This window comes from Enterobacter sp. 186315, assembly GCF_053290175.1.
In genome coordinates this window covers 42,951-65,691 of sequence record NZ_JBPTTK010000019.1, presented here as the reverse complement: position 1 = coordinate 65,691, position 22,741 = coordinate 42,951, and the positions used below count along the sequence as shown (strand labels likewise).

The 22,741-nt window shown below is 54.8% G+C and carries 25 protein-coding genes and 1 tRNA gene; 14 read left to right on the top strand and 12 right to left on the bottom strand.

Features of this window, described 5'->3' with window-relative positions; all coding sequences use genetic code 11:
* Positions 1 to 112 precede the first annotated feature (112 nt).
* Positions 113 to 643 carry a lipocalin family protein gene (locus tag ACSVHP_RS18275; protein ID WP_447552648.1) on the top strand — a complete coding sequence of 177 codons (531 nt, stop codon included), beginning with the start codon at positions 113 to 115 and terminating at the stop codon, positions 641 to 643.
* On the opposite strand, the gene sugE is transcribed toward ACSVHP_RS18275, so the two are convergent.
* Complete coding sequence (gene sugE / locus ACSVHP_RS18270) at positions 640 to 957, bottom strand: quaternary ammonium compound efflux SMR transporter SugE (protein WP_234673121.1); 318 nt, start codon at positions 955 to 957, stop codon at positions 640 to 642. The two genes, ACSVHP_RS18275 and sugE, sit on opposite strands and share 4 nt — an antisense overlap.
* A 261-nt stretch (positions 958 to 1,218) precedes the next feature.
* Between sugE and ACSVHP_RS18265 the strand changes: the two genes are divergently transcribed.
* Positions 1,219 to 1,818 carry a helix-turn-helix transcriptional regulator gene (locus ACSVHP_RS18265; RefSeq protein WP_447552647.1) on the top strand — a complete coding sequence of 200 codons (600 nt, stop codon included), beginning with the start codon at positions 1,219 to 1,221 and terminating at the stop codon, positions 1,816 to 1,818.
* Positions 1,819 to 1,857: 39 nt separating this feature from the next.
* On the opposite strand, the gene ecnB is transcribed toward ACSVHP_RS18265, so the two are convergent.
* Positions 1,858 to 2,004: a lipoprotein toxin entericidin B gene (gene ecnB / locus ACSVHP_RS18260; protein ID WP_006178941.1), complete on the bottom strand. Its 147-nt coding sequence runs from the start codon at positions 2,002 to 2,004 to the stop codon at positions 1,858 to 1,860.
* A 173-nt stretch (positions 2,005 to 2,177) separates the two neighbouring features.
* On the bottom strand, positions 2,178 to 2,744 hold the full coding sequence (efp, locus tag ACSVHP_RS18255) for an elongation factor P (protein ID WP_010427766.1): 567 nt from the start codon (positions 2,742 to 2,744) through the stop codon (positions 2,178 to 2,180).
* A gap of 41 nt (positions 2,745 to 2,785) precedes the next feature.
* Between efp and epmB the strand changes: the two genes are divergently transcribed.
* A complete protein-coding gene (epmB, locus tag ACSVHP_RS18250; RefSeq protein WP_447552646.1) occupies positions 2,786 to 3,817 on the top strand; it encodes an EF-P beta-lysylation protein EpmB in 1,032 nt (343 codons plus the stop codon).
* A gap of 22 nt (positions 3,818 to 3,839) precedes the next feature.
* Here epmB and ACSVHP_RS18245 read toward each other — a convergent pair whose 3' ends face one another.
* Complete coding sequence (locus ACSVHP_RS18245; RefSeq protein WP_447552645.1) at positions 3,840 to 4,340, bottom strand: winged helix-turn-helix domain-containing protein; 501 nt, start codon at positions 4,338 to 4,340, stop codon at positions 3,840 to 3,842.
* 431 nt (positions 4,341 to 4,771) lie between these two features.
* On the opposite strand from ACSVHP_RS18245, the gene ACSVHP_RS18240 reads away from it, so the two are divergent.
* The 3 genes from ACSVHP_RS18240 to yjeJ are packed head-to-tail and all read left to right on the top strand — an operon-like array spanning position 4,772 to position 9,054.
* Positions 4,772 to 6,058, top strand: a complete 1,287-nt coding sequence (locus tag ACSVHP_RS18240) for an HlyD family secretion protein (protein WP_447552644.1) — start codon at positions 4,772 to 4,774, stop codon at positions 6,056 to 6,058.
* On the top strand, positions 6,051 to 8,177 hold the full coding sequence (locus ACSVHP_RS18235; protein WP_447552643.1) for a peptidase domain-containing ABC transporter: 2,127 nt from the start codon (positions 6,051 to 6,053) through the stop codon (positions 8,175 to 8,177). Before ACSVHP_RS18240 ends, ACSVHP_RS18235 begins: the two co-directional genes overlap by 8 nt.
* A 19-nt stretch (positions 8,178 to 8,196) precedes the next feature.
* A complete protein-coding gene (gene yjeJ, locus ACSVHP_RS18230; RefSeq protein WP_447552642.1) occupies positions 8,197 to 9,054 on the top strand; it encodes a YjeJ family protein in 858 nt (285 codons plus the stop codon).
* Positions 9,055 to 9,102: 48 nt separating this feature from the next.
* Here the strand turns inward: yjeJ and ACSVHP_RS18225 are convergent, their stop codons facing one another.
* The 3 genes from ACSVHP_RS18225 to ACSVHP_RS18215 form a co-directional block, all read right to left on the bottom strand.
* Entirely contained in the window at positions 9,103 to 9,456 is a 354-nt protein-coding gene (locus ACSVHP_RS18225; RefSeq protein ID WP_089600261.1) for a DUF4156 domain-containing protein, read from the bottom strand.
* Between the two features lie 152 nt (positions 9,457 to 9,608).
* Positions 9,609 to 11,252, bottom strand: a complete 1,644-nt coding sequence (gene groL, locus ACSVHP_RS18220) for a chaperonin GroEL (RefSeq protein WP_010427772.1) — start codon at positions 11,250 to 11,252, stop codon at positions 9,609 to 9,611.
* 32 nt (positions 11,253 to 11,284) lie between these two features.
* Positions 11,285 to 11,578: a co-chaperone GroES gene (locus ACSVHP_RS18215; RefSeq protein WP_003855929.1), complete on the bottom strand. Its 294-nt coding sequence runs from the start codon at positions 11,576 to 11,578 to the stop codon at positions 11,285 to 11,287.
* Between the two features lie 178 nt (positions 11,579 to 11,756).
* Between ACSVHP_RS18215 and yjeH the strand changes: the two genes are divergently transcribed.
* A complete protein-coding gene (gene yjeH, locus ACSVHP_RS18210; protein WP_447552641.1) occupies positions 11,757 to 12,998 on the top strand; it encodes an L-methionine/branched-chain amino acid transporter in 1,242 nt (413 codons plus the stop codon).
* 49 nt (positions 12,999 to 13,047) lie between these two features.
* Here yjeH and ACSVHP_RS18205 read toward each other — a convergent pair whose 3' ends face one another.
* Positions 13,048 to 13,512, bottom strand: coding sequence for an FxsA family protein (locus ACSVHP_RS18205; RefSeq protein ID WP_234673138.1), 465 nt, complete (start codon positions 13,510 to 13,512; stop codon positions 13,048 to 13,050).
* Between the two features lie 334 nt (positions 13,513 to 13,846).
* Between ACSVHP_RS18205 and aspA the strand changes: the two genes are divergently transcribed.
* From aspA to ACSVHP_RS18180, 5 genes are all read left to right on the top strand, one after another.
* Positions 13,847 to 15,283 carry an aspartate ammonia-lyase gene (gene aspA / locus ACSVHP_RS18200; RefSeq protein WP_234673141.1) on the top strand — a complete coding sequence of 479 codons (1,437 nt, stop codon included), beginning with the start codon at positions 13,847 to 13,849 and terminating at the stop codon, positions 15,281 to 15,283.
* 117 nt (positions 15,284 to 15,400) lie between these two features.
* Positions 15,401 to 16,702: an anaerobic C4-dicarboxylate transporter gene (locus tag ACSVHP_RS18195; RefSeq protein WP_417313017.1), complete on the top strand. Its 1,302-nt coding sequence runs from the start codon at positions 15,401 to 15,403 to the stop codon at positions 16,700 to 16,702.
* Positions 16,703 to 16,815: 113 nt separating this feature from the next.
* On the top strand, positions 16,816 to 17,139 hold the full coding sequence (gene cutA / locus ACSVHP_RS18190; protein ID WP_063144118.1) for a divalent cation tolerance protein CutA: 324 nt from the start codon (positions 16,816 to 16,818) through the stop codon (positions 17,137 to 17,139).
* On the top strand, positions 17,115 to 18,812 hold the full coding sequence (locus ACSVHP_RS18185) for a protein-disulfide reductase DsbD (protein ID WP_447552640.1): 1,698 nt from the start codon (positions 17,115 to 17,117) through the stop codon (positions 18,810 to 18,812). Before cutA ends, ACSVHP_RS18185 begins: the two co-directional genes overlap by 25 nt.
* A gap of 49 nt (positions 18,813 to 18,861) precedes the next feature.
* Entirely contained in the window at positions 18,862 to 19,437 is a 576-nt protein-coding gene (locus ACSVHP_RS18180) for a transcriptional regulator (protein ID WP_234673146.1), read from the top strand.
* On the opposite strand, the gene ACSVHP_RS18175 is transcribed toward ACSVHP_RS18180, so the two are convergent.
* The gene (locus ACSVHP_RS18175; protein WP_417313011.1) at positions 19,434 to 20,024 is read right to left on the bottom strand and encodes a LysE family translocator; all 591 of its coding nucleotides are present in this window, start codon (positions 20,022 to 20,024) and stop codon (positions 19,434 to 19,436) included. The genes ACSVHP_RS18180 and ACSVHP_RS18175 overlap by 4 nt on opposite strands.
* A 37-nt stretch (positions 20,025 to 20,061) precedes the next feature.
* A complete protein-coding gene (locus ACSVHP_RS18170) occupies positions 20,062 to 20,907 on the bottom strand; it encodes an AraC family ligand binding domain-containing protein (protein ID WP_447552639.1) in 846 nt (281 codons plus the stop codon).
* A 169-nt stretch (positions 20,908 to 21,076) separates the two neighbouring features.
* Between ACSVHP_RS18170 and ACSVHP_RS18165 the strand changes: the two genes are divergently transcribed.
* Positions 21,077 to 21,152 (top strand) — tRNA-Phe (locus tag ACSVHP_RS18165).
* A gap of 193 nt (positions 21,153 to 21,345) precedes the next feature.
* Positions 21,346 to 21,573, top strand: a complete 228-nt coding sequence (locus tag ACSVHP_RS18160) for a YceK/YidQ family lipoprotein (RefSeq protein ID WP_447552638.1) — start codon at positions 21,346 to 21,348, stop codon at positions 21,571 to 21,573.
* A 31-nt stretch (positions 21,574 to 21,604) separates the two neighbouring features.
* Here the strand turns inward: ACSVHP_RS18160 and ACSVHP_RS18155 are convergent, their stop codons facing one another.
* Positions 21,605 to 22,036, bottom strand: coding sequence for a hypothetical protein (locus ACSVHP_RS18155; RefSeq protein ID WP_447552637.1), 432 nt, complete (start codon positions 22,034 to 22,036; stop codon positions 21,605 to 21,607).
* Positions 22,037 to 22,064: 28 nt separating this feature from the next.
* Positions 22,065 to 22,739 carry a SanA/YdcF family protein gene (locus ACSVHP_RS18150; protein WP_447552636.1) on the bottom strand — a complete coding sequence of 225 codons (675 nt, stop codon included), beginning with the start codon at positions 22,737 to 22,739 and terminating at the stop codon, positions 22,065 to 22,067.
* Between the last annotated feature and the right edge of the window lie 2 nt (positions 22,740 to 22,741).

Genomic DNA, 22,741 nt, shown 5'->3' with positions numbered 1-22,741 from the left:
AACAGCGCCGGGTGGCGCTAGCGCTTGCCCGGCCAACAAAATCTTCTCTACCCGTCCCCGCTTTTTCCCTGCTGTCATCTACACTTATCAAAAAACCAGTAAGGAAACACCTATGCGCATTTTGCCTGTTATTGCAGCAGTAACAGCCGCGTTTTTAGTGGTTGCCTGTAGTTCACCCGCCCCGCCTCCCGGCGTCACCGTCGTCAGCAGTTTTGATGCTCAACGCTTCCTCGGCACCTGGTATGAAATCGCCCGCCTGGACCATCGATTTGAACGCGGATTAGAAAAAGTCACCGCCACGTACAGCGCGATGGACGATGGCGGAATTCAGGTGGTTAATCGCGGCTACAACCCGGATCGTGGCATGTGGCAGCAGACGACGGGCAAAGCCTACTTCACCGGCAGCCCAAACCGCGCCGCGCTGAAGGTGTCGTTTTTCGGGCCGTTCTACGGCGGGTATAACGTGATTGCGCTCGACAGAGAGTACCGCCACGCGCTGATTTGCGGGCCGGATCGCGACTACCTCTGGATACTCTCCCGCACGCCGACCATTTCGCCAGAAATGAAGCAGCAGATGCTGGACGTCGCGACCCGGCAGGGGTTTGATGTGACGAAATTAATCTGGGTTGAGCAGCCCCATTAATGGGTGCTGAGCTTCAGTCCGATAATCCCGGCGACGATTAACGCGAGGCTGGCGATACGCGCCAGACTCGCCGATTCCCCGAGCAGTAAAATCCCCGTAATGGCCGCACCGACGGCACCGATCCCCGTCCAGACCGCATAGGCCGTGCCGACCGGCAGCGTGCGCATAGCCCAGGACAGCAGCGCTATGCTGACAATCATCGCCGCAACCGTAATCAGGCTCGGCACGAGGCGGGTAAAACCGTGGGTATATTTCAGGCCAATCGCCCACACAACTTCCAGCAAACCGGCGATAACAAGAATGATCCAGGACATAGATGGCTCCTTAACTTAAATGAAGTTGGGGCCGTCCCCGATGAAGGATGCGCTTACGGGTCGTCCCGTAAGGCAGAGATTAGGCGTTATATTTTGGTTAACGAACGATTTTTTTTCAATCTGTTTATTTCGCGGAGGTTAAGCGCCGAAATAGCCTCAGTATGGCGCGGAGTTCACGCATTTAGCACTCATCCGACTTCTCTATCATGGTGTGCTTTCTGATGGCAGGAAGCCAAACCACCAGCCGACTGCGAATACACCATGTTCAAAATTTTATTGATTGACCGTTGTCACTTCACCCGCGCCGGGTTTGAAGCTTGGCTCAATCATTCAGGCCTTTTTCCGGGCAATTACGTTGTAACCGGATTAAATAACCTCTTCCTTGCCAGAGAGCATATCTTGCAGTGGAAACCCACGCTGGTGATCGCCGACCTGAACGGCTTCAGGCAGGATATTCACCCTGTCCAGCAGATTGCCTCGTTGCTTAAAGCCTGTGAAACGCAGCCCTTTATTTTGCTGCAATCGGGTGATGAACGGGAAACGGCTGAAACGCTCGGGGCATTTCCCGTCTGGTCTTCCCTGCTCAAAAAGACCGATCTGGACACCCTGGCCGCTGTGATAAATGATGCCCTGACCTCCTGCGCCAGTATTGAAATACCGCACGTTGCGGCACCGCTATTAACGCGTCAGGAAGAGAAAGTGCTGAATATGTGGATGGATGGCACCAGTAATCAGAAGATTGCCAGCTATTTGAGCATCAATGGAAAAACGGTTTACACCTATAAACGCAATATCCGCATGAAGCTGCATATGGATACCCGCTTTTCACCGTTCTTATCGCCTCAGGAAGTGGAAAACTGACGGTACGATGCGATATCACGCCGTACCGTCATTGCTTCATTAGTTCTGAGCTTTGGTCGCTGCACCGGAAATTGCACTACCACCGTCAGAAATATCTTCCCCAACACCGCGGGTGGTATTACATGCTGTCAGCACTGAAGAAAGCACCAGGACAGAAAAGATCGCTGCAATTGTTTTCTTAACCATAATATCGTCCTTTTATAGCCAAAGTTATTTTGTGTATAGCAAATTAAGGATAGACAAGATCCAGACGTTTGACGGAAAAGGCGATATTTTTAGGAGAATTGGAAGTAATCAGCTGGCAGGAATAACAAAAAAATCAGGCGCAGCGGGCGCTGCGCCTTAATCATTTACATGAATTACTTCACGCGAGATACGTATTCGCCGGAGCGGGTATCTACTTTGATCACTTCGCCAGTCTGTACGAACAGGGGAACTTTAACCACTGCACCGGTAGACAGCTTGGCTGGCTTACCGCCAGTCCCTGCGGTGTCACCTTTCAGACCTGGATCGGTTTCAACGATTTCCAGCTCAACGAAGTTTGGTGGAGTCACAGCGATTGGCTGGCCGTTCCACAGGGTCACGATGCACTCTGCCTGATCCAGCAGCCATTTCGCGCTATCGCCTACCGCTTTCTCGTCAGCAGACAGCTGTTCGAAAGTGGAGTTGTTCATGAAATGATAGAACTCACCGTCGTTGTACAGGTAGGTCAGGTTCATATCAACAACGTCTGCGCCTTCAGCGGAGTCGGTTGATTTGAAGGTTTTCTCTACGCGAGTACCGGTCAGCAGGCGGCGCAGCTTAACGCGCGCGAATGCCTGGCCTTTACCTGGTTTAACGAATTCGCTGGCTTCAACCGCGTACGGTTCGCCATCCATCATGATTTTAAGACCAGCACGAAAATCGTTGCTATAGTAAGTCGCCATAAGGCCCTCTGAAAATTGTTAACTGGTAGCTAAGCCACAAAATGGCGCATATTGTAACCCTAAATACCCCGTCCAGAGAAGATTGGTTATCGCAACTTGCCGATGTAATCACCAGTCCTGATGAATTATTGCGTCTTGTCGAGCTGGATAAGCACGAAAGTCTGCTCGCAGGCCGCGAAGCAAAACGCCTCTTTCCCCTGCGCGTACCCCGCGCGTTTGTTGCACGCATGGAGAAAGGTAATCCTGACGATCCGCTGCTAAAACAGACCCTTACCTTGCAGGACGAGTTTGTCACCGCACCGGGCTTCAGCACCGATCCGCTGGAAGAGCAGAACAGCGTTGTGCCCGGGTTGCTGCACAAATACCAAAACCGTGCCCTGCTGCTGGTGAAGGGCGGCTGTGCGGTAAATTGCCGCTATTGCTTCCGTCGCCACTTCCCGTACGCCGACAATCAGGGCAATAAGCGCAACTGGCAGACGGCGCTGGACTACATTTCGGCGCACCCGGAGCTCGACGAGATTATCTTCTCCGGCGGCGATCCGCTGATGGCCAAAGATCACGAGCTGGACTGGCTTATCACCCAGCTTGAGGCCATCCCGCATATCAAACGCCTGCGCATTCACAGCCGTTTACCCATCGTCATTCCCGCCCGTATCACCGACGAGCTGGTGTCCCGCGTCGAACGTTCGTCCCTGCAAATTCTGCTGGTTAACCACATTAACCATGCCAGGGAAGTTGACGAGGCGTTTCGCCAGGCGATGCGTCGCCTGCGCAACGCGGGCGTGACGCTGCTAAACCAGAGCGTGCTGCTGCGCGGGATTAATGACGATGCGCGTACTCTGGCGAACCTCAGCAATGCGCTGTTTGATGCCGGCGTGATGCCCTATTACCTGCACGTGCTGGATAAAGTTCAGGGCGCGGCGCACTTTATGGTGTCTGACGATGAAGCCCGCGCCATCATGCGCGAGCTGCTGACGCTGGTGTCAGGCTATATGGTGCCAAAACTGGCGCGGGAGATTGGCGGTGAGCCAAGTAAAACGCCGCTGGATCTCAGGCTGAATCAGGGCGGGTAGCGCCATGTCAGGGGGGATGTCGCTATTTAATCAGGTCATCCCCGGCCACTAACACCAGCTCAAACCCGGTGGCTAAGACAAACAACAGAATTAACCACCTGGGGATTTTCCCGTTAACGCGCGAGAACGCTTTCTGCACGGGTTGAGAAGCCAGCCCGGCGTGGACGGCAGGCTCAGCGTCCAGCGTTTCGACGCGCGTGTCCGCAGGCACGATAAAACCTTTACTGCGCACCGTCACGATGATGTCAGCGCTCAAGCCCGATTTTTTAAGCGACTTACGCAAAAGAGAAATATTCTGATAAAAGGTATTTTGCGACACCACGATACCGCGCGACTGCCAGACCACCTCCATAAAACTGTCCCTGGAAACGACCTCGCCTCTTTTTTCTAACAACAGCTGTAAACATCGTGCCGTCGGGGCGTGAAGTGTAATAATTCTCGTTTGATCGTCCAGCGGCCTTAATTCACAAGAATGCGCATCAAAAATTATTTCACCATTAATCATAAATAAATTCATAGACATGGTTCGATAGCCATCCCTGTTGGTTGAATTAAGATAATCGATAATCGTCCTTCCCGGACTGTTTTGAAATCGAACGCAGGAACAAACGGAGGTAAAAACATCCATTCACAGTATTTATTCCATTGGAAAGAAACATCCTATCATAATAACCCGGATATAAAAAAGGGGGCCTGTTTCCTGGAGAAGCTGAAATCAACAGCGTGACATATACAGAGAACATATTAATCCAGTTATTTTCTGATTTATTCTTTCCTTTCCGATTTATTCCGGGACAGCTCATTTTACCCCTTTCAGTGTGCTAAGATGCGGTCCGAAATTCGGTCTGACATCATTCCTGACACATATATTATTTGTCAGGAATATAGTCTTTTTGCCTAAGTATAATTCACACAAATAAAGTCACTTTCATATATAAGGATAATATCTATTACATGGGAAACGATCTCTATCGCAAGGAAGCGATTGATTATAAAAAGAACCACTGGAAAGGAAATGCTCTATTACTGGCCGGGATGCCCGCAGGGTTAATCAGCCTGATCGCTTTCGCCTTTATCCTTATTTTGATCTCTACGCTCACCTTTTGCAGCTATACGCAGCGGATAGACGTGCGCGGTGAGGTGATTTCCCTGCCTCATTCCATCAACGTGTTTGCGCCACAGCAGGGGTTCGTGGTGAAAAAGCACGTCGAAACGGGCGATATTGTCAGCAAAGGCGCGCCGCTGTACGAGCTGGACGTGTCCCGTTATACCGTCAACGGGAACGTCACCAACGCGCTCAACGCCGTCATTAGCGCTAAAATCACCAACGCTGAAGAGATCATTGAGAAAATCCGCAAAAACAAAGCCGAAACCCTCGATGCGCTGGATACCCAGGTCAGACAGTATGAAAACTCGCTCAAAGAAACCACCGCCATGCTGGCAAACGCGGATGCCGGGCTGAAAAAAATGAAAAGCAACCTGACCAGCTATGATTCCTATCTCAAGCAGGGGCTTATCACCAAAGATCAGTATAACTATCAGCACTCTTTATATTTCCAGCAGCAAGGCACCTATCAGTCGCTGGTGAGTCAAAAAATGCAGCTTGATTCCCAGCTTACGCAGCTGAAAAGCGATCGGATTATTAAAGCGGCAGATTTCGACAATCAAATTTCTACCCAAAAAAACCAGATCAACGATTATAAAAATCAGGAAGTGGAATCGAATGCCAATGGCAACGCGGTGATAAAAGCGACGGCAGCGGGTAAAGTTGAATCTGTTGCCGTAACCGTTGGGCAAATGGTCGATAAAGGCAGCAGTCTGGCGCAAATTAAACCCACCGGGAATATAGAATATTATCTGATCCTGTGGCTGCCGAATAATAGTCTTCCCTACGTGAAGCCGGGGGATATTGTCAATATTCGCTACGACGCGTTTCCGTCGGACAAATTTGGTCAATTCCCCGGCGAAGTGGTTTCCCTGTCGTCGGTGCCAGCCTCGCGTCAGGAAATGGCGGAATACACTAACGTCACCACCGGCTCCAGCCAGCAGGAGCTGGCGCTGTATAAAGCCATCGTAAAAATTAAAAATACGACATTTCACTACAACGGAAAAACCCTTGAACTCTCCAACGGCTTAAAAGCCCAGGCGATAGTATTTCTGGAAGAGCGCCCGCTATATATGTGGATGTTCACGCCGGTTTATAAGATTGCACAAAGCGTGAGTGGCCCACTTCATGAATAAGATATTGTTTAACTCCATTACGGAAAAACTGAATTTTTCCTTACGGAAAACCACGCCGGTGATTTTGCAGTCTGAAGCCTCTGAATGCGGTATCGCCTGTCTGGCAATGATTGCGGGCTACTACGGTCTGTCCATCGACCTGTTTAACTTCCGCCAGCGCTTTGGCAGCCCTTCTCAGGGGGTGTCGCTGCTCTCATTAAGCCAGACCGCACAGCGCGCAGGGCTGCAAAACCGCGCGCTGACGCTGGATCTCGATGAGATCAAGCAGCTGAAGTTGCCCTGCGTGCTGCACTGGGGCATGAACCACTACGTGGTCTTAACCAACGTGAAGAAATCGAGCTTTATCGTCCACGATCCGGCGCTCGGCAAACGGGTGATTGGGATACAGGAGATGTCGAACTTCTTCACCGGCGTGGCGCTTGAGCTGTGGCCGGACCAAAGCTTTAAGCAGGAAACGGCGAAATCCCGCTTACGTCTGCTGGATCTGATGCGCAATATCGTGGGGCTGAAAAGCACCCTGATCAAGATCTTCGCCCTCTCGGTGATGATTGAGGCCATCGGCCTGCTGCTGCCCGTGGGGACACAGCTGGTCACCGACCATGTGATTATGGCCCACGACCAGAGCCTGCTGGCGGTGATCTGTATCGGGCTGGTGTCGTTTACCCTGTTTCGCACCTTCATCAGCATGCTGCGGGCCTGGACGTCGTTAACGCTGAACACCCTGACCGACATCCAGTGGAAAACCTCCCTGTTCGATCACCTGACCCGCCTGCCGCTGTCGTTTTTTGAAAAACGGCATCTGGGGGATATTCAGTCGCGCTTCTCCTCGCTGGACACCATTCGATCCACCTTCACCAACAGCATCGTGTCGGGGGTGATCGACTCGATCATGACGGTTGGGCTGCTGATTATGCTCTCGCTGTACGGCGGCTGGCTGGTCTGGGTAGTCGTTGGGTTTACCGCCTGTTACGCCATCATGCGTCTGGCGACCTACCGCTTCTACCGTCAGGTTTCTGAGGAGCAGGTGATCAAAGGGGCGCGTTCCAGCTCGCACTTTATGGAAACGCTCTACGGTATTGCCACCGTAAAAGCGCTGAATCTCAAGGAGCGTCGCTCCAAAAACTGGCTGAATATCAACATCGACGCCTGCAACGCCGGGATCAAACAGACCCGCTTTGACATGATGTTCAGCGGGATCAACACCTTTATCTCGACTATCGATCAGGTGGCGATCCTGTGGCTCGGCGCCGTGATGGTGATCGACAATAACATGACGCTTGGGATGTTTATGGCCTTCAACGCCTATCGCGGCCAGTTCTCCCAGCGGGCATCGAGCCTGATCGACCTGGTGATGCAGGTGCGGATGCTCTCATTGCACAATGAACGTCTGTCGGAAATTGCCTTTAGCGAGCCTGAGGCGGAAATGCCGGTTCGCCGCGTCTTTGAAGAGAATGCCGGCGTCAAGCTGGAGCTTAAAAACCTGAGCTACCAGTACGATCCTTTCTCTCAGCCGATATTCGCGAATCTGGATCTGACCATTACGCCGGGCGAGTCTCTGGCGCTGGTCGGCCCGTCCGGGGTGGGTAAAACCACGCTGCTGAAGGTGATGTGCGGCCTGCTCGCCCCCACCAGCGGGGACGTGTTAGCCAACAACCTCGATATCAACAAAATCGGCCTCAACAACTACCGCCTGAGCACCGCCTGCGTGTTGCAGGAAGACCGCCTGTTCTCCGGCTCTATCGCGGAAAACATCTGCGGGTTTGAAGACAACGCCGATCAGGCGTTTATCGAAGCCTGCGCGCGTAACAGCAATATTCACGACGAGATTATGAACATGCCGATGGGCTACGAAACGCTGATTGGCGAGCTGGGGCTGGGCATTTCCGGCGGACAAAAACAGCGTCTGCTGATCGCACGCGCCCTTTACCGTAAACCGAACATTCTGTTTATGGACGAGGCGACCAGCCACCTCGATTTGAATAACGAATCCTGCATCAATCAGGCGATTTCAGGCCTGAGCATTACCCGCGTGATCGTTGCACACCGGCCATCGACGATTGCTTCCGCCGATCGTGTGGTCGATTTATCGGCATACCGCACGCAACGTCACGCCCATTAACCGGAAAAGGAACTCTACGATGGCCATTACAGGCATAAATACCGCCCCTATTAAAAAAGATAACCGTCTGCACGTCATGACGTTTAAATTCCGCGATGAGAACCGCCAGGATCGCATTATCTATATGCCCTTAACTACCCTGGTCGATTTCCTGATGGTGTTACGCAGCCGGACGCTAAAAATAGCCGCGCGCCTCGCCCAAAACGATGCAACCTATAAAGCGAAAACCATCGCCCAGGCAGAAGCGCTCTCGCAAAATATCCCGGCAATCTTCGAGCAGGACGTGATGCAGCCTGATGCAGGAAATCTGGTGATGGCGTTCGCCCCGAAATTCCAGGAAGAGCGATTTTCACTCGTGATGAGTATGCAAAACGAGCAAATCGTGATGATTGAAATCGAGGATCTTCAGGTCGAATTTATTATTCTGGCGATCCGTCAGGCTATTGAGGCCATCCATGACCATGAAACAATGAATATTATCGCCTCGCTGCTCGATTTTATTCAGCTCTGCTTCGTTGACCTCGCCTCCCCGGACAGCGAGGATTACCGTGAAATCAGCCATGAAGGCTGGAAACAGGCGTTATTTACCCATCACGTTGCGGTGCTGTACTGCTTTGATACCGAACAGGGGCAGCAAATTCTTGCCGGGACGATGATGAAGTGCAGCGAGGAAGAGGGATCGGAGGGGCTGGATAGCATCGTAAAACGCGTTGCGCTGATGACGCCGGGCCTTCAGGCATTGCCGCAGAAGCACAGGCTCTGCCAGACTTTCGCCCGTAAAGTGCCGACGCAGCCGGGTCAGATGGTCACTAAAGAATTCTGTCATAAAACGCTGCGCGCTTACCGCGCTGAGGCGCAGGCGAGCTTAAACGCTTAAACAGCAGCGGTTTCCCTCTCTTTTACGGGAGGGAAACCCGCGCTCACATCAGTTCGGGCACTTATAAACCTGGCCGTTCATCTGGCTTGCGGTCGGCACGAAGCTCGACAGCATTCCCTGCGTTGGGCTGCTCACGCCGTAAATCACGTTGCCGCCCATTGCCGCCGCCTGGTTACGCAGCGCGTTCGCCGCGCCGCGCATAGAGCCGCCCTCTTCGCCGTGCTGGCCTGACATCCAGTTGCTTTGCTCACCGGTAGCGGTGCCCAGCAGCTGGCATTCACTGCCCGGCTTATCTTCTACAAAGCGAACGCTCTGACCCGCAGCCGACAGCTCATTACTGGAGCTACAGCCCGCCAGCAGCAACGCTGCCCCTACGATCCCTGCACAGACTTTTACGCGCATGTTATTCCTCGTTTTCAATAAGCTGGACAGTAGTTGTCCGTGTGTAAACCTTATACCTAAAAGATGACCAAAAGAAAAACCCCCAGACATTTCTGCCCGGGGGTTTTTCAATTATGGGAGATACGCCCTGAAGATGTCAGGGCGCAGGGCAATTACATCATGCCGCCCATTCCACCCATGCCGCCCATACCAGCAGCACCTAAGTCAGGTGCGTCGCCTTTAGGCAGGTCGGTAACCATGCATTCGGTGGTGATCATCAGACCCGCAACAGAGGCCGCGTATTGCAGAGCAGAACGGGTCACTTTGGTTGGGTCCAGGATACCGAAGTCGATCATGTTGCCGTATTCTTCAGTTGCAGCGTTGTAACCGTAGTTACCTTCGCCCGCTTTCACGTTGTTGGTCACAACGGATGGCTCTTCACCGGCGTTAGAAACGATCTGACGCAGAGGCGCTTCCATCGCGCGCAGCGCAACTTTGATACCCACGTTCTGATCTTCGTTCTGAGCGGTCAGGCCAGCCAGTTTAGCGGCAACGCGCACCAGCGCAACGCCACCACCAGCAACCACGCCTTCTTCTACCGCAGCACGAGTTGCGTGCAGGGCATCGTCAACGCGTGCTTTTTTCTCTTTCATTTCAACTTCGGTCGCAGCACCGACTTTGATTACCGCAACACCGCCAGCCAGTTTCGCTACGCGCTCTTGCAGTTTTTCACGGTCGTAATCAGACGTTGCTTCTTCGATCTGCTTACGGATCTGACCAACACGGCCCTGAATCGCCGCTTCTTCACCCACGCCATCGATGATGGTGGTGGTGTCTTTGTTGATCACAACGCGTTTCGCCTGACCCAGGTCTTCCAGCGTCGCTTTTTCCAGCTCCATACCGATCTCTTCAGAGATCACGGTACCGCCAGTCAGGGTCGCGATATCCTGCAACATCGCTTTACGGCGGTCGCCGAAGCCAGGTGCTTTAACCGCAGCCACTTTCACGATGCCGCGCATGGTGTTAACCACCAGGGTCGCCAGCGCTTCGCCTTCAACATCTTCAGCGATGATAACCAGCGGTTTGCCTGCTTTCGCAACGGCTTCCAGCACTGGCAGCATTTCGCGGATGTTGGAGATTTTTTTGTCAGCCAGCAGGATGAACGGGCTTTCCAGCTCAACAGCGCCCGTTTCTGGCTTGTTGATGAAGTATGGGGACAGGTAGCCACGGTCGAACTGCATACCTTCAACTACGTCCAGTTCGTCTTCCAGACCGGTACCGTCTTCAACGGTGATCACGCCTTCTTTACCGACTTTATCCATCGCTTCTGCGATCAGTTTACCTACGGTTTCGTCGGAGTTAGCGGAGATAGTACCAACCTGAGCAATGGCTTTAGAGTCAGAGCACGGTACGGACAGGGCTTTCAGCTCTTCAACGGCGGATGCGACGGCTTTGTCGATACCACGTTTCAGATCCATCGGGTTCATACCCGCAGCAACGGCTTTCAGACCTTCAGTGATGATAGCCTGCGCCAGCACGGTCGCGGTGGTGGTACCGTCGCCCGCAGCGTCGTTCGCTTTAGAGGCAACTTCTTTCACCATCTGCGCGCCCATGTTTTCGAATTTGTCTTCCAGTTCGATTTCACGTGCTACAGAAACACCATCTTTGGTGATGGTTGGCGCGCCGAAGGATTTATCCAGCACTACGTTGCGGCCTTTCGGGCCGAGAGTCACTTTAACTGCGTCTGCCAGTACGTTTACGCCGCGGAGCATTTTTACACGAGCGTCGTTACCGAATTTTACGTCTTTAGCTGCCATGTTCTTATTTCCTCAAATTCTCGTGCGTAAAATTACGCTTCAACAATTGCCAGAATGTCGCTTTCGGACATGATCAACACTTCTTCATTGTCGATCTTCTCGGATTTCACGCCGTAGCCATCGTTGAAAATGACGATGTCACCAACTTTAACGTCCAGTGGCTGCACAGTTCCGTTTTCCAGGATGCGGCCCTTACCGACAGCGATGATTTCGCCACGCGTTGATTTTGCTGCCGCAGAACCGGTCAGAACGATGCCGCCAGCAGATTTGGTTTCAACTTCTTTACGTTTGACGATCACACGATCATGTAACGGACGAATACTCATTGATAGCTCTCCTTTGAGAAAGTCATTATCAGTTATGGATGACGCCGGGCCGCACGCGGTTTTCCGGCTAGTGCCCTGAGAGATGGGGATAGCTTTTTCCCCCTTCAAGGGGGAATCGAAAAAAAAATTGTGAAAGTGTTACCATCCCCTCTCTTTGAGCGGTGGCAGGACGATGTAAATGAGTGGTCTCAAGCAGGAGCTAGGGCTGGCGCAGGGCGTTGGATTGCTCTCAACCTCCTTGTTAGGTACGGGCGTTTTCGCGGTTCCCGCGCTGGCGGCGCTGGTCGCAGGCGATAACAGCCTGTGGGCGTGGCCGGCCTTGATTGTGCTGGTTTTCCCGATTGCCATTGTATTTGCCGTGCTGGGCAGACATTTCCCCAGCGCGGGGGGCGTGGCGCACTTTGTCGGCATGGCCTTTGGCCCGCGCCTTGAGCGCGTGACCGGCTGGCTGTTTCTCTCGGTTATCCCGGTCGGCCTGCCTGCGGCGCTGCACATCGCCACGGGCTTCGGTCAGGCGCTGTTTGGCTGGCATGACGAACAGCTGCTGTTTGCCGAACTGGGCACGCTGTTGATTATCTGGTGGGTTGGCTCGCGCGGCGCCCGCTCCAGCGCCAATCTGCAAACGCTGGTCGCGATCCTGATCGTCGCGTTGATTGCCGCCATCTGGTGGGCGGGCGATATCACCGTGAGGGAAATTCCCTTCCCGCCGCTCTCAGATGTCAGCACCTCACAGCTTTTCGCCGCGCTGTCGGTGATGTTCTGGTGTTTTGTCGGTCTTGAAGCGTTTGCCCATCTGGCGTCGGAATTTAAACAGCCCGAGCGCGATTTCCCGCGCGCGCTGATGATTGGCCTGCTGCTGGCGGGGTCGGTCTACTGGGCCTGTACCGTGCTGGTGCTGCACTTCAACGCCTTCGGGGAAGATAAAGCCGCAGCCGCCTCGCTGCCGGGCATCGTGGTGACGCTGTTCGGGGTGAAAGCGCTGTGGGTCGCCTGCGTGATTGGCTATCTCGCCTGTTTTGCCAGCCTGAATATCTATATTCAGAGCTTCGCCCGTATGGTGTGGTCGCAGGCGCAGTACAGGCCCGAGGGCCACCTCGCCCGCCTGTCAAAACGTCAGCTGCCGCTGAACGCGCTGAACGCCGTGCTGGGCTGCTGCGTGCTGAGCACGCTGGGGATTTACTGGCTGAACATCAATCTGGACGCGCTGATTGTCTATGCCAACGGCATTTTCATCATTATCTATCTGCTGTGTATGCTGGCGGGCTGTCGTCTGCTGACGGGGCGCTATAAAACGCTGGCGGTAATTGGCGGGGTGCTCTGTTTGCTGCTGCTGGCGATGGTCGGATGGAAGAGCCTGTACGCCATCGTAATGCTGGCGGGGCTGTGGGCGTTTTTGCCGAAGCGCGGAGCCTTAAAATAGCGCCCGGTGGCGCTTCGCTTACCGGGCCTACAAAGGGATAAACTGCCGTTTAACGGTCGTCTTTATGATCTAAACGGTCGTGCTGCTCGTCTTTACGCTGATATTCCCCGTCAAAGGTATCGCCCGGGCCGGTGCTGAACCCACCGCCCGGCATCCGGTTAAAGCGCAGGTGCGGCAGAAGCTTCAGGGTCAGGTGCTTTTGCACCGGCGGCAACAGCAGCAGCAGGCCAAGGAAATCGGTGAAGAACCCCGGCAGGATCAGCAGCAGGCCGGCAATAATCAGCGACACGCTTTTAATCATCTCGGCCGCCGGGCTTTCGCCTGCCGCCATCTTCTGCTGCATTAACAGGAAGTTTTTGAAGCCCTGATTACGCACCAGCGACATCCCAATGACCGACGTGAAGATCACCAGAATCAGGGTCAGCAGGACGCCCAGCACGTGAGCGACCTGAATAAAAATCGAAATCTCGATGTAAACATAGAGAAAAATGGCAATTAACGGTATCCAGCGCACCGGCATCTCCTGTGTGGCAGAGGCGCTTCGCCCCTGTCTGAATGTGTTCGCAACTCGCGTTCAGGAGAAATGGGGGTGGATAGCCAAAATTCAATCAGTTTGCACGGATATTTTTTTTGGAAATATTAAAGCGGTGACTCATTTCACAGATTAATAATTATCATGTAACAGGCTCGATAATAAGTGATCCAGATTACGGCAATTCGCTATCATCAGCATATGATCTCGAACATCTGGCTGATTGAGGGAATAATCGTCGGTCAGCAAATAGTGAAAACCACATATCTACTGTGTGTTTAGTACAATCCATCGGCAGCTTTAAAAGAAGGTTCACATGTTAAACAACATTCGTATCGAAGAAGATTTGTTGGGTACCAGGGAAGTTCCAGCGGATGCCTACTATGGTGTTCACACTCTGAGAGCGATTGAAAACTTCTACATCAGCAACAGCAAAATCAGCGACATCCCTGAGTTTGTGCGTGGCATGGTGATGGTGAAGAAAGCCGCAGCCCTGGCGAACAAAGAGCTGCAAACCATTCCGAAAAGTGCTGCAAATGCGATTATCGCCGCGTGCGATGAAGTGCTGAACAACGGCAAATGCATGGATCAGTTCCCGGTTGACGTCTATCAGGGCGGCGCGGGTACTTCCGTCAATATGAACACCAACGAAGTACTGGCGAACATCGGCCTGGAGCTGATGGGCCACCAGAAAGGTGAATACCAGTACCTCAACCCGAACGACCACGTGAACAAGTGCCAGTCCACCAACGACGCCTACCCAACCGGCTTCCGCATCGCGGTCTACGCCTCGGTGGTGAAACTGGTCGACGCGATCAACCAGCTGGGCGATGGCTTCCAGCGTAAAGCGGTTGAGTTCCAGGATATCCTGAAAATGGGTCGTACCCAGTTGCAGGACGCGGTGCCGATGACCCTCGGTCAGGAGTTCCACGCGTTTAACGTGCTGCTGAACGAAGAGACCAAAAACCTGCTGCGCACCTCTGAGCTGCTGCTGGAAGTGAACCTCGGCGCAACTGCAATCGGTACGCGTCTGAACACCCCGGACGGCTATCAGCAGCTGGCGGTGCAGAAGCTGGCTGAAGTCTCTAACCTGCCGGTAGTGCCTGCGGAAGACCTGATTGAAGCCACCTCCGACTGCGGCGCCTACGTGATGGTTCACAGCGCCCTGAAACGTCTGGCGGTGAAGCTGTCCAAAATCTGTAACGACCTGCGCCTGCTCTCTTCCGGCCCGCGCGCTGGCCTGAACGAAATCAACCTGCCAGAGTTGCAGGCGGGTTCCTCCATCATGCCGGCCAAGGTCAACCCGGTTGTGCCGGAAGTGGTCAACCAGGTGTGCTTCAAAGTCATCGGTAACGACACCACCGTGACCATGGCCTCTGAAGCCGGTCAGCTCCAGCTGAACGTCATGGAGCCGGTGATTGGCCAGGCGATGTTCGAGTCAATCCACATCCTGACCAACGCCTGCTACAACCTGCTGGAAAAATGCATCAACGGCATCACCGCCAACAAAGCGGTCTGCGAAGGTTACGTCTACAACTCCATCGGGATTGTTACCTACCTGAACCCGTTCATCGGCCACCACAACGGCGACATCGTCGGTAAGATTTGTGCCGAAACCGGTAAGAGCGTGCGTGAGGTGGTTCTTGAACGAGGACTGTTGACCGAAGCCGAGCTGGACGATATCTTCTCGGCGCAAAACCTGATGCACCCGGCCTATAAAGCGAAACGATATACCGATGAAAGCGAACAGTAGCAGTACAGGCTAAGCTTCCGAAAGGCACGTCACTTGTGACGTGCCTTTTTTCTTTTTAAGCATTACCAATTACACAACAATTTAATATCAACTTGTTAATAAACAAGGAAGGCACTTATGTTTGGAGCAGAACTCGTCATCGTCCTGTTGGCGATTTATTTGGGAGCACGACTCGGGGGGATCGGCATTGGTTTCGCCGGTGGTCTTGGGGTGCTCGTTCTTACCCTGATCTTTCAGATTAAACCCGGCGCAATTCCGTTCGACGTTATCGAAATCATTATGGCGGTTATCGCTGCCATCGCCGCCATGCAGGTGGCGGGCGGTATGGACTACCTGGTGAGCCTGGCGGAGCGTATGCTGCGCCGCCATCCAAAATACATTACCTTCCTGGCCCCGCTGGTGACGTGGTTTATGACCATTCTCGCGGGGACGGGCCACACCGCCTTCTCTACGCTGCCGGTGATCACCGAAGTGGCAAAAGAGCAGGGCATTCGCCCTTCCCGCCCGCTCTCCATCGCCGTGGTGGCGTCGCAGATTGCGATTACCGCCTCGCCTATTTCGGCGGCGGTGGTCTTCTTCGCCGGTATTCTTGAGCCGATGGGCGTGAGCTACCTGACGCTGCTGGCGATCTGTATTCCGGTCACGCTGATTGCGGTGATGATCACCGCCGTGCTGTGTAACTTCCTCGGCGCGGAGCTGAAAGACGATCCGGTGTATCAGGAACGCCTTGCCAAGGGTGAAGTAAGCCTGCGCGGTAGCCAGGTCTTCGAGCTGAAGCCACACGCCAAACGCTCGGTGCTGCTGTTCCTGATTGGGATTGTCGCGGTGATGTTCTACGCCACCGCCATCAGCGATACCGTGGGCCTGATCCAGAACCCGGTGCTGCCGCGTAACGAAGCGATTGTGGTCTTCATGCTGACCATCGCGACGCTTATCAGCATCACCTGCAAAATCGACACCAGCGAAGTGCTGAACGCCAGCACCTTTAAGTCCGGCATGAGCGCCTGCGTGTGCGTGCTGGGCGTGGCGTGGCTTGGCGATACCTTCGTGAAAGCGCACATCGCGGATATCCAGACCGTGGCGGGCGACCTGCTGCACAACTATCCGTGGCTGCTGGCCGTGGTGCTGTTCTTCGCGGCCACCCTGCTCTACTCCCAGGCGGCAACCACCAAAGCGCTGATGCCTGCGGCGTTGATGCTGGGCGTGACGCCGCTGACGGCCATCGCCTCGTTTGCCGCCGTGTCCGCGCTGTTCGTACTGCCAACCTACCCAACCCTGCTGGCGGCGGTAGAAATGGACGACACCGGCTCGACCCGTATCGGTAAGTACGTGTTTAACCACGCGTTCCTGATCCCCGGCGTGGTCGCCATTTCGCTGTGCGTGATCCTCGGCTTTATCATTGGCGGCGTGGTGCTGTAAATCGTTAGCGGTTGTAAAAATGGTTAAAATCGGGTCGCTCTGCGGCCCGATTCATTAATGAGCAACGGCCTCGCGTGGTATAGTGCTTCTTTTCGCGATAACGAGGTCGACCTGTGAATACACCAGACGCTGTTGTTGTGCTTTGTACCGCTCCTGATGAGGCTTCCGCCCAGGATCTCGCCGCCAAAGTGCTGGCAGAAAAACTGGCCGCCTGTGTCACCCTCCTCCCCGGCGCGACCTCCCTGTACTACTGGGAAGGCAAGCTGGAGCAGGAGTACGAAGTCCAGATGCTGCTGAAGACCAACAGGGCGAATCAGCAGGCGCTCCTCGATTGTCTCAAGTCCCATCATCCTTACCAAACCCCGGAACTGCTGGTTCTGCCAGTCGTCCACGGCGATAACGATTATCTCTCATGGCTCAACGCATCCTTACGCTGATCCTGCTGCTGTGCAGCACGTCAGCTTTTGCCGGGTTGTTTGACGCACCCGGCCGTTCGAACTTTATTCCCGCCGACCAGGCGTTTGTTTTCGACTTCCAGCAAAACCAGCACGATCTGAATCTCACCTGGCAGGTCAAAGAGGGCTATTACCTCTACCGCAAGCAGGTTAGCGTCACCCCCGCTCAGGCCAGCGTGGGCGCCCTACAGCTGCCCGCAGGCGAATGGCACGAGGACGAGTTTTACGGCAAAAGCGAGATTTACCGCCACCAACTGAGCGTGCCGGTGACGGTGGAGCAGGCCGCGAAGGGCGCAACGCTGACGGTGACCTACCAGGGCTGCGCCGACGCCGGGTTCTGCTACCCGCCGGAAACGAAGGTCGTTCCGCTGAGCGAAGTTAGCGCGGCCGCCGCCGTTTCCCCTTCCCCCGCAGAGGTGAAGGAACAGGGCGAAACCGGTTCAGAACTGCCCTTCTCCGCCCTGTGGGCGCTGCTGATTGGCATAGGGATTGCGTTCACGCCCTGCGTGCTGCCGATGTACCCGCTGATTTCCGGCATCGTGCTGGGCGGCAAACAGCGCCTGTCGACCGGCCGCGCGCTGCTGCTGGCCTTTATCTACGTGCAGGGAATGGCGCTGACCTACACGGCGCTCGGCCTGGTGGTGGCTGCCGCCGGGCTACAGTTCCAGGCCGCGCTGCAACATCCTTACGTGCTTATCGGGCTGTCGGCGGTCTTTACCCTGCTGGCGCTGTCGATGTTTGGCCTGTTTACCCTGCAACTGCCTTCGTCGCTGCAAACCCGCTTAACGCTGATGAGCAATCGTCAGCAGGGCGGCTCAGCGGGCGGGGTGTTCGCGATGGGGGCCATCGCCGGGCTGATCTGCTCGCCCTGTACCACCGCGCCGCTGAGCGCCATCCTGCTCTACATCGCCCAGAGCGGCAACCTGTGGCTGGGCGGCGGCACGCTCTATCTTTACGCGCTGGGCATGGGCCTGCCGCTGATCCTGGTCACCGTCTTCGGCAACCGGCTGCTGCCAAAAAGCGGCCCGTGGATGGAAACGGTGAAAACGGCGTTTGGCTTTGTGATCCTGGCGCTGCCGATCTTCCTGCTTGAGCGTGTGATCGGCGACGTTTGGGGGCTGCGCCTGTGGGCGATGCTCGGCGTGGCGTTCTTCGGCTGGGCGTTTATCGTCAGCCTGGGCGCGAAAAAGCCGTGGATGCGTCTGGTGCAGATCCTGCTGCTCGCCGCCGCGCTGGTGAGCGTTCGACCGCTTCAGGACTGGGCCTTTGGCGCCCCAGCCGCACAGTCGCAGGCGCACCTGACTTTCACCCGGATTAACACCGTCGACGACCTGAACCGTGCGCTGACGCAGGCGCAGGGCAAGCCGGTGATGCTCGATCTCTACGCCGACTGGTGCGTGGCCTGCAAAGAGTTTGAAAAATACACTTTTAGCGATCCGCAGGTGCAAACTGCGCTGAAAGATACCGTGCTGCTTCAGGCCAACGTCACGGCGAACAACGCGCAGGACAAAGCGCTGCTCAAGCAGCTTAACGTGCTCGGCCTGCCGACCATTTTGTTCTTTAACGAGCAGGGCGAAGAGCAGCCCGCCGCGCGCGTGACAGGATTTATGGATGCGGCGGCGTTTAGCGCGCATTTGCGCGATCGCCAACCGTAAACGACACTGTAGACGGGAGAAACCGTTGGGAAAAACGGAGGAGAAAACCGTGCAACGCGAAGACGTACTGGGACAAGCCCTGCAATTGCTTGAAATTCAAGGTATCGCCAGCACCACGCTTGAGATGGTCGCGGACCGTATCGACTATCCTCTGGACGATCTCAGGCGTTTCTGGCCTGACAAAGAGGCGCTGCTATATGACGCGCTGCGCTACCTCAGCCAGCAGGTCGATATCTGGCGCAGGCAGCTTATGCTCAACGACGAGCTGACGACCGAACAAAAACTGCTGGCCCGCTATACCGCGCTGACCGACTGCGTAAGCAATAATCGCTATCCGGGCTGCCTGTTTATCGCCGCCTGCACCTACTTCCCGGATCCGGGCCATCCGATCCACCAGCTGGCGGATCAGCAGAAGCGTGCCGCGTATGACTTCACGCACGAGCTGCTCACCCGACTGGAGGTAGACGACCCGGCGATGGTCGCGAAACAGATGGAGCTGGTGCTCGAAGGGTGTCTGAGCCGGATGCTGGTGAACCGCAGCCAGGCAGACGTCGATACCGCGCACCGACTGGCGGAAGATATTCTGCGCTTTGCCCGCTGCCGGACGGGAGGCGCGTTAACCTAAGCGAACATGCCCGCCCACGCGGAAATGAACAGACACAGCGCCATCAGGCGCTGAAATCGCACCATCGCCACGGTGGTGCGAAACACCCGGTTTACCGCCTTCCCCAGCCACGCCCAGCACAGCAGGCACACAATCGAAATCACCAGAAAGCAGAACGCCATCAGCGCAATATCCTTTACCGGATGGGTGCTTGCGGGCGCAAACAGGCTCACCACCGCCAGCGCCAGCATCCAGGTTTTTGGATTCACAATCTGCAATAGCGCTGCGGCCCGTGGGGTAAAACGATGAGGGTCTTTGGCCGATAAATTCGCGGCGGGCGCGCTGAACAGCTGCCAGCTCATCCAGCTTAGCCACAGCACCCCGGCCCAGCTCATCACCTGACGTATCAGGGGATACTGACGCAGCACTTCCCCCGCCCCGGCACCGGAAATCAGCACGATCAGACTCGCCGCAAAACAGCCGCTCAGGATCGCCGGCACGGTATTTTTAACGCCAAAATGCTGGCTGTTGGTCAGCACCAGAATATTGGTCGGACCGGGGGTTATCGAGGCCACAAAGGCAAACAGCAGGAAGGGGATCAGGCTCACAGGAGGCTCCTTTATTATAAGAGCCATGAATGTGCCGTTATTTTCTGGAAACGTCTGGAAGGTTTGTGCACAACTGACGGTAATGGGCTGGCGAGATGCGATAGGCCCGCTGGAACCAGCGCCCCAGATGGCTTTGATCGGCAAAACCCAGCGCCGCCGCCACGTCGACCGGCCGATCGCCACTCGCCAGTTTTTGCCGCGCCTTCGCCAGCCGCAGCTGGATCAGCCAGGCATGCGGCGCGAGATGAAATTCACGCTTAAAGCAGCGCGTCAGGGTGAAGCGATCCGTCCCGGTCTCCCGCGCCAGATCGGACAACCCGATGTTGTCGCCAATATGGGCATACAGATAGTCGCGAGCGCGGTGCGCCACCGCCGCGCTCTGCAACTGCGACGGCAGCCGTTTACGCCAGTGGCAGTGGGAGGTGATTTGCGCCAGCAGTCCGTCCATCGCGCTCTGCTGGACGATCTTCATCTCGTCATTGTGCAGCGCGGTGAAGGTCTCATTTATCGAACGCACCAGCTGCGGCTCGCGCGTCAGCGTCTGGGCAAAATGGAGGGAATAGCTGCCGGGCGTGGATTCATAGAGCCCGCGCAGCGTCTGGGTCAGCCAGTGCTCGTCGAGGTAAAAGGTCAGATAGGTAAACCCGCCTTCGACCGGCGCATCGCCGTCGTGGATTTCCCCCGGCTCAAGCAGAAACGCATCGCCCGGATGGCTGTGATGCCGCTCGCGCCGACAGTGAAACTGCTGGGTGCCGGACAGCGTAATCCCCACCAGATAGCTATCGTGCCAGTGCGGATCGAACGCATGGCCCTCAAAGTGCGCTTTGATGGTTTCAATACCCGTATCTGAATGCTGACGCAGCTCAAGCCAGTCGTTTGCCATACCGCCCTCCTCTCCCCCACAGCATTGCCACACCGCACCCGATCGGTCTGGAAGATTTGTGCAATTTCGACGCGCAAACCGACAGATTGCCGCAAAGTTAAGCAGTTGAACAGCTTTTCCAGAAATAGTGTTGACGACCGTGCGTGATTGCGGTTTAATGCGCCCCGTTGCCCGGATAGCTCAGTCGGTAGAGCAGGGGATTGAAAATCCCCGTGTCCTTGGTTCGATTCCGAGTCCGGGCACCACTATTTAAAGAACCCGCCCTCGTGGCGGGTTTTTGCTTTCTGGCATTCCGATAGATTTCGGGTCGCTGCAAAGTGCCTCGGCACGTGTCGTTGCCAACACGCCTACCCGCAGATTGCGATAAACCGCGCAGTCCAGTCGGTAGCGCACACAGGTAAGTTGTTATAGTTCAGCAAGTATGAACAGGGAGTTCGTATGAAAAGGATTGTTATTGTTGCTTTAATTTCGATGTTTTTGAGCGGATGCGGCACTTTTGTCAGCCGCGATCCTTTTTTCAAAAAACCGGGGGTTTATCCTGCAACACGCTTTGATGCTGAAGGAATCGAAGAATTAGAATTCCCATACCCACTCTTTTTAGCACTTGATATGCCAATATCTCTTATAACCGATACGTTGCTCATTCCTTATGACTTATTAAGATAAATTTTTTTAGCAAGGCTAAAAAGCGCATAAATCAAAAAATTTCAATAGAAACAACAACAAGCAACAGTATCGCCACAGCAAAAATAAGTGAAATGCCAAACGCCTTCCAGCTGGATTCAAACGCCCCTTCGCTAAGTCTGTGTTTCTCCAGCAGTGCGCCCTGGAACTGCTTCATGCTCTGCCACATTGCAATCAGTGCAGACGTGGAAAAAACCGTTGAAGGTAAATCTTCACTGACTAAGTGGGCAATAAAACTCCAGACAACAACAAACAGGAGGGTGTAAATCATTGTACGTCTGGCATTGGGCTTATTATTCAGGCGTTCGTAATTCTTCGCCATTAAATATCCCCCGGCCAGCGGGGTACCAAAAATTGTCGCAATAACGACTGACTTAGTGCTGTAAAGCTTATAGCCAGATACATTGTGACTTCCGGTATTTTTAACCTCAAGTGTATCGTCCATCCCGCGAAACTCCATTTTGTCTTTTCCTTTATAGTTGACTCTTACAGCCTTCCTGCACCGTTACGCCCGGAATAATTTTCGGCCCGCCAAAATGTGGCTGGCGGTTGAACAGCGAGGTATCAAGCAACGCGCGGCCGCGTGCAACATACTCGCGCAGGCTGCCCAGCCAGTAGCGCCGTTCAGGGGCTACGTCGGCCGCGTTGACGCCGATCGCGTCGATGTTGTTTTCTCTCGCGAGATAAATAGCCCGCTTGTTTTGGAACCCTTGTGAAATCAGGGTGAACTTGCTCTGGCCAAATATCTCCCGGGCGCGCAGTACGGTGTCCAGCGTGGTGAATCCGGCGTAGTCACAGTAGATGGCCTCTGCCGGTACGCCTTTCAGCACCAGCGCTTTCTGCATTTCCAGGGGTTCATTGTAATTTTTCTGGCGATTATCTCCGCTCACAATTAACCATTTCACCTTGCCTGCGTGGTACAGCTCTGCGGCCCTATCAATGCGGTTGGCGAAATAAAAGCCCGACGGCTTCGTGCCGGGGACAACGCCCACGTCATTGTACGGCGCACTTTCAGCGGTTGAGTACAGCCGGTGGCGGGAAGAATCAACGACCGTCTTGTTTGCATACGCCAGAAAACAGCAGGCGATAACCCCTGCCGTGCACAGCAAGCCCAGCCCGCGCGTGACGATTTTTCGACCTCTTTTCACCC

Excerpts from the sequence above, each read along its gene's own strand:
- sugE (WP_234673121.1), bottom strand. The coding sequence starts at position 957 with ATGTCCTGGATCATTCTTGTTATCGCCGGTTTGCTGGAAGTTGTGTGG.
- ACSVHP_RS18160 (WP_447552638.1), top strand. The coding sequence starts at position 21,346 with ATGAAAAGGATTGTTATTGTTGCTTTAATTTCGATGTTTTTGAGCGGA.
- ACSVHP_RS18275 (WP_447552648.1), top strand. The coding sequence starts at position 113 with ATGCGCATTTTGCCTGTTATTGCAGCAGTAACAGCCGCGTTTTTAGTG.
- ACSVHP_RS18185 (WP_447552640.1), top strand. The coding sequence starts at position 17,115 with ATGGCTCAACGCATCCTTACGCTGATCCTGCTGCTGTGCAGCACGTCA.
- yjeH (WP_447552641.1), top strand. The coding sequence starts at position 11,757 with ATGAGTGGTCTCAAGCAGGAGCTAGGGCTGGCGCAGGGCGTTGGATTG.
- ecnB (WP_006178941.1), bottom strand. The coding sequence starts at position 2,004 with ATGGTTAAGAAAACAATTGCAGCGATCTTTTCTGTCCTGGTGCTTTCT.
- ACSVHP_RS18240 (WP_447552644.1), top strand. The coding sequence starts at position 4,772 with ATGGGAAACGATCTCTATCGCAAGGAAGCGATTGATTATAAAAAGAAC.
- groL (WP_010427772.1), bottom strand. The coding sequence starts at position 11,252 with ATGGCAGCTAAAGACGTAAAATTCGGTAACGACGCTCGTGTAAAAATG.
- ACSVHP_RS18215 (WP_003855929.1), bottom strand. The coding sequence starts at position 11,578 with ATGAGTATTCGTCCGTTACATGATCGTGTGATCGTCAAACGTAAAGAA.
- ACSVHP_RS18195 (WP_417313017.1), top strand. The coding sequence starts at position 15,401 with ATGTTTGGAGCAGAACTCGTCATCGTCCTGTTGGCGATTTATTTGGGA.
- epmB (WP_447552646.1), top strand. The coding sequence starts at position 2,786 with ATGGCGCATATTGTAACCCTAAATACCCCGTCCAGAGAAGATTGGTTA.
- aspA (WP_234673141.1), top strand. The coding sequence starts at position 13,847 with ATGTTAAACAACATTCGTATCGAAGAAGATTTGTTGGGTACCAGGGAA.
- ACSVHP_RS18225 (WP_089600261.1), bottom strand. The coding sequence starts at position 9,456 with ATGCGCGTAAAAGTCTGTGCAGGGATCGTAGGGGCAGCGTTGCTGCTG.
- ACSVHP_RS18235 (WP_447552643.1), top strand. The coding sequence starts at position 6,051 with ATGAATAAGATATTGTTTAACTCCATTACGGAAAAACTGAATTTTTCC.
- ACSVHP_RS18245 (WP_447552645.1), bottom strand. The coding sequence starts at position 4,340 with ATGTCTATGAATTTATTTATGATTAATGGTGAAATAATTTTTGATGCG.
- ACSVHP_RS18265 (WP_447552647.1), top strand. The coding sequence starts at position 1,219 with ATGTTCAAAATTTTATTGATTGACCGTTGTCACTTCACCCGCGCCGGG.
- efp (WP_010427766.1), bottom strand. The coding sequence starts at position 2,744 with ATGGCGACTTACTATAGCAACGATTTTCGTGCTGGTCTTAAAATCATG.
- ACSVHP_RS18155 (WP_447552637.1), bottom strand. The coding sequence starts at position 22,036 with ATGGACGATACACTTGAGGTTAAAAATACCGGAAGTCACAATGTATCT.
- yjeJ (WP_447552642.1), top strand. The coding sequence starts at position 8,197 with ATGGCCATTACAGGCATAAATACCGCCCCTATTAAAAAAGATAACCGT.
- ACSVHP_RS18170 (WP_447552639.1), bottom strand. The coding sequence starts at position 20,907 with ATGGCAAACGACTGGCTTGAGCTGCGTCAGCATTCAGATACGGGTATT.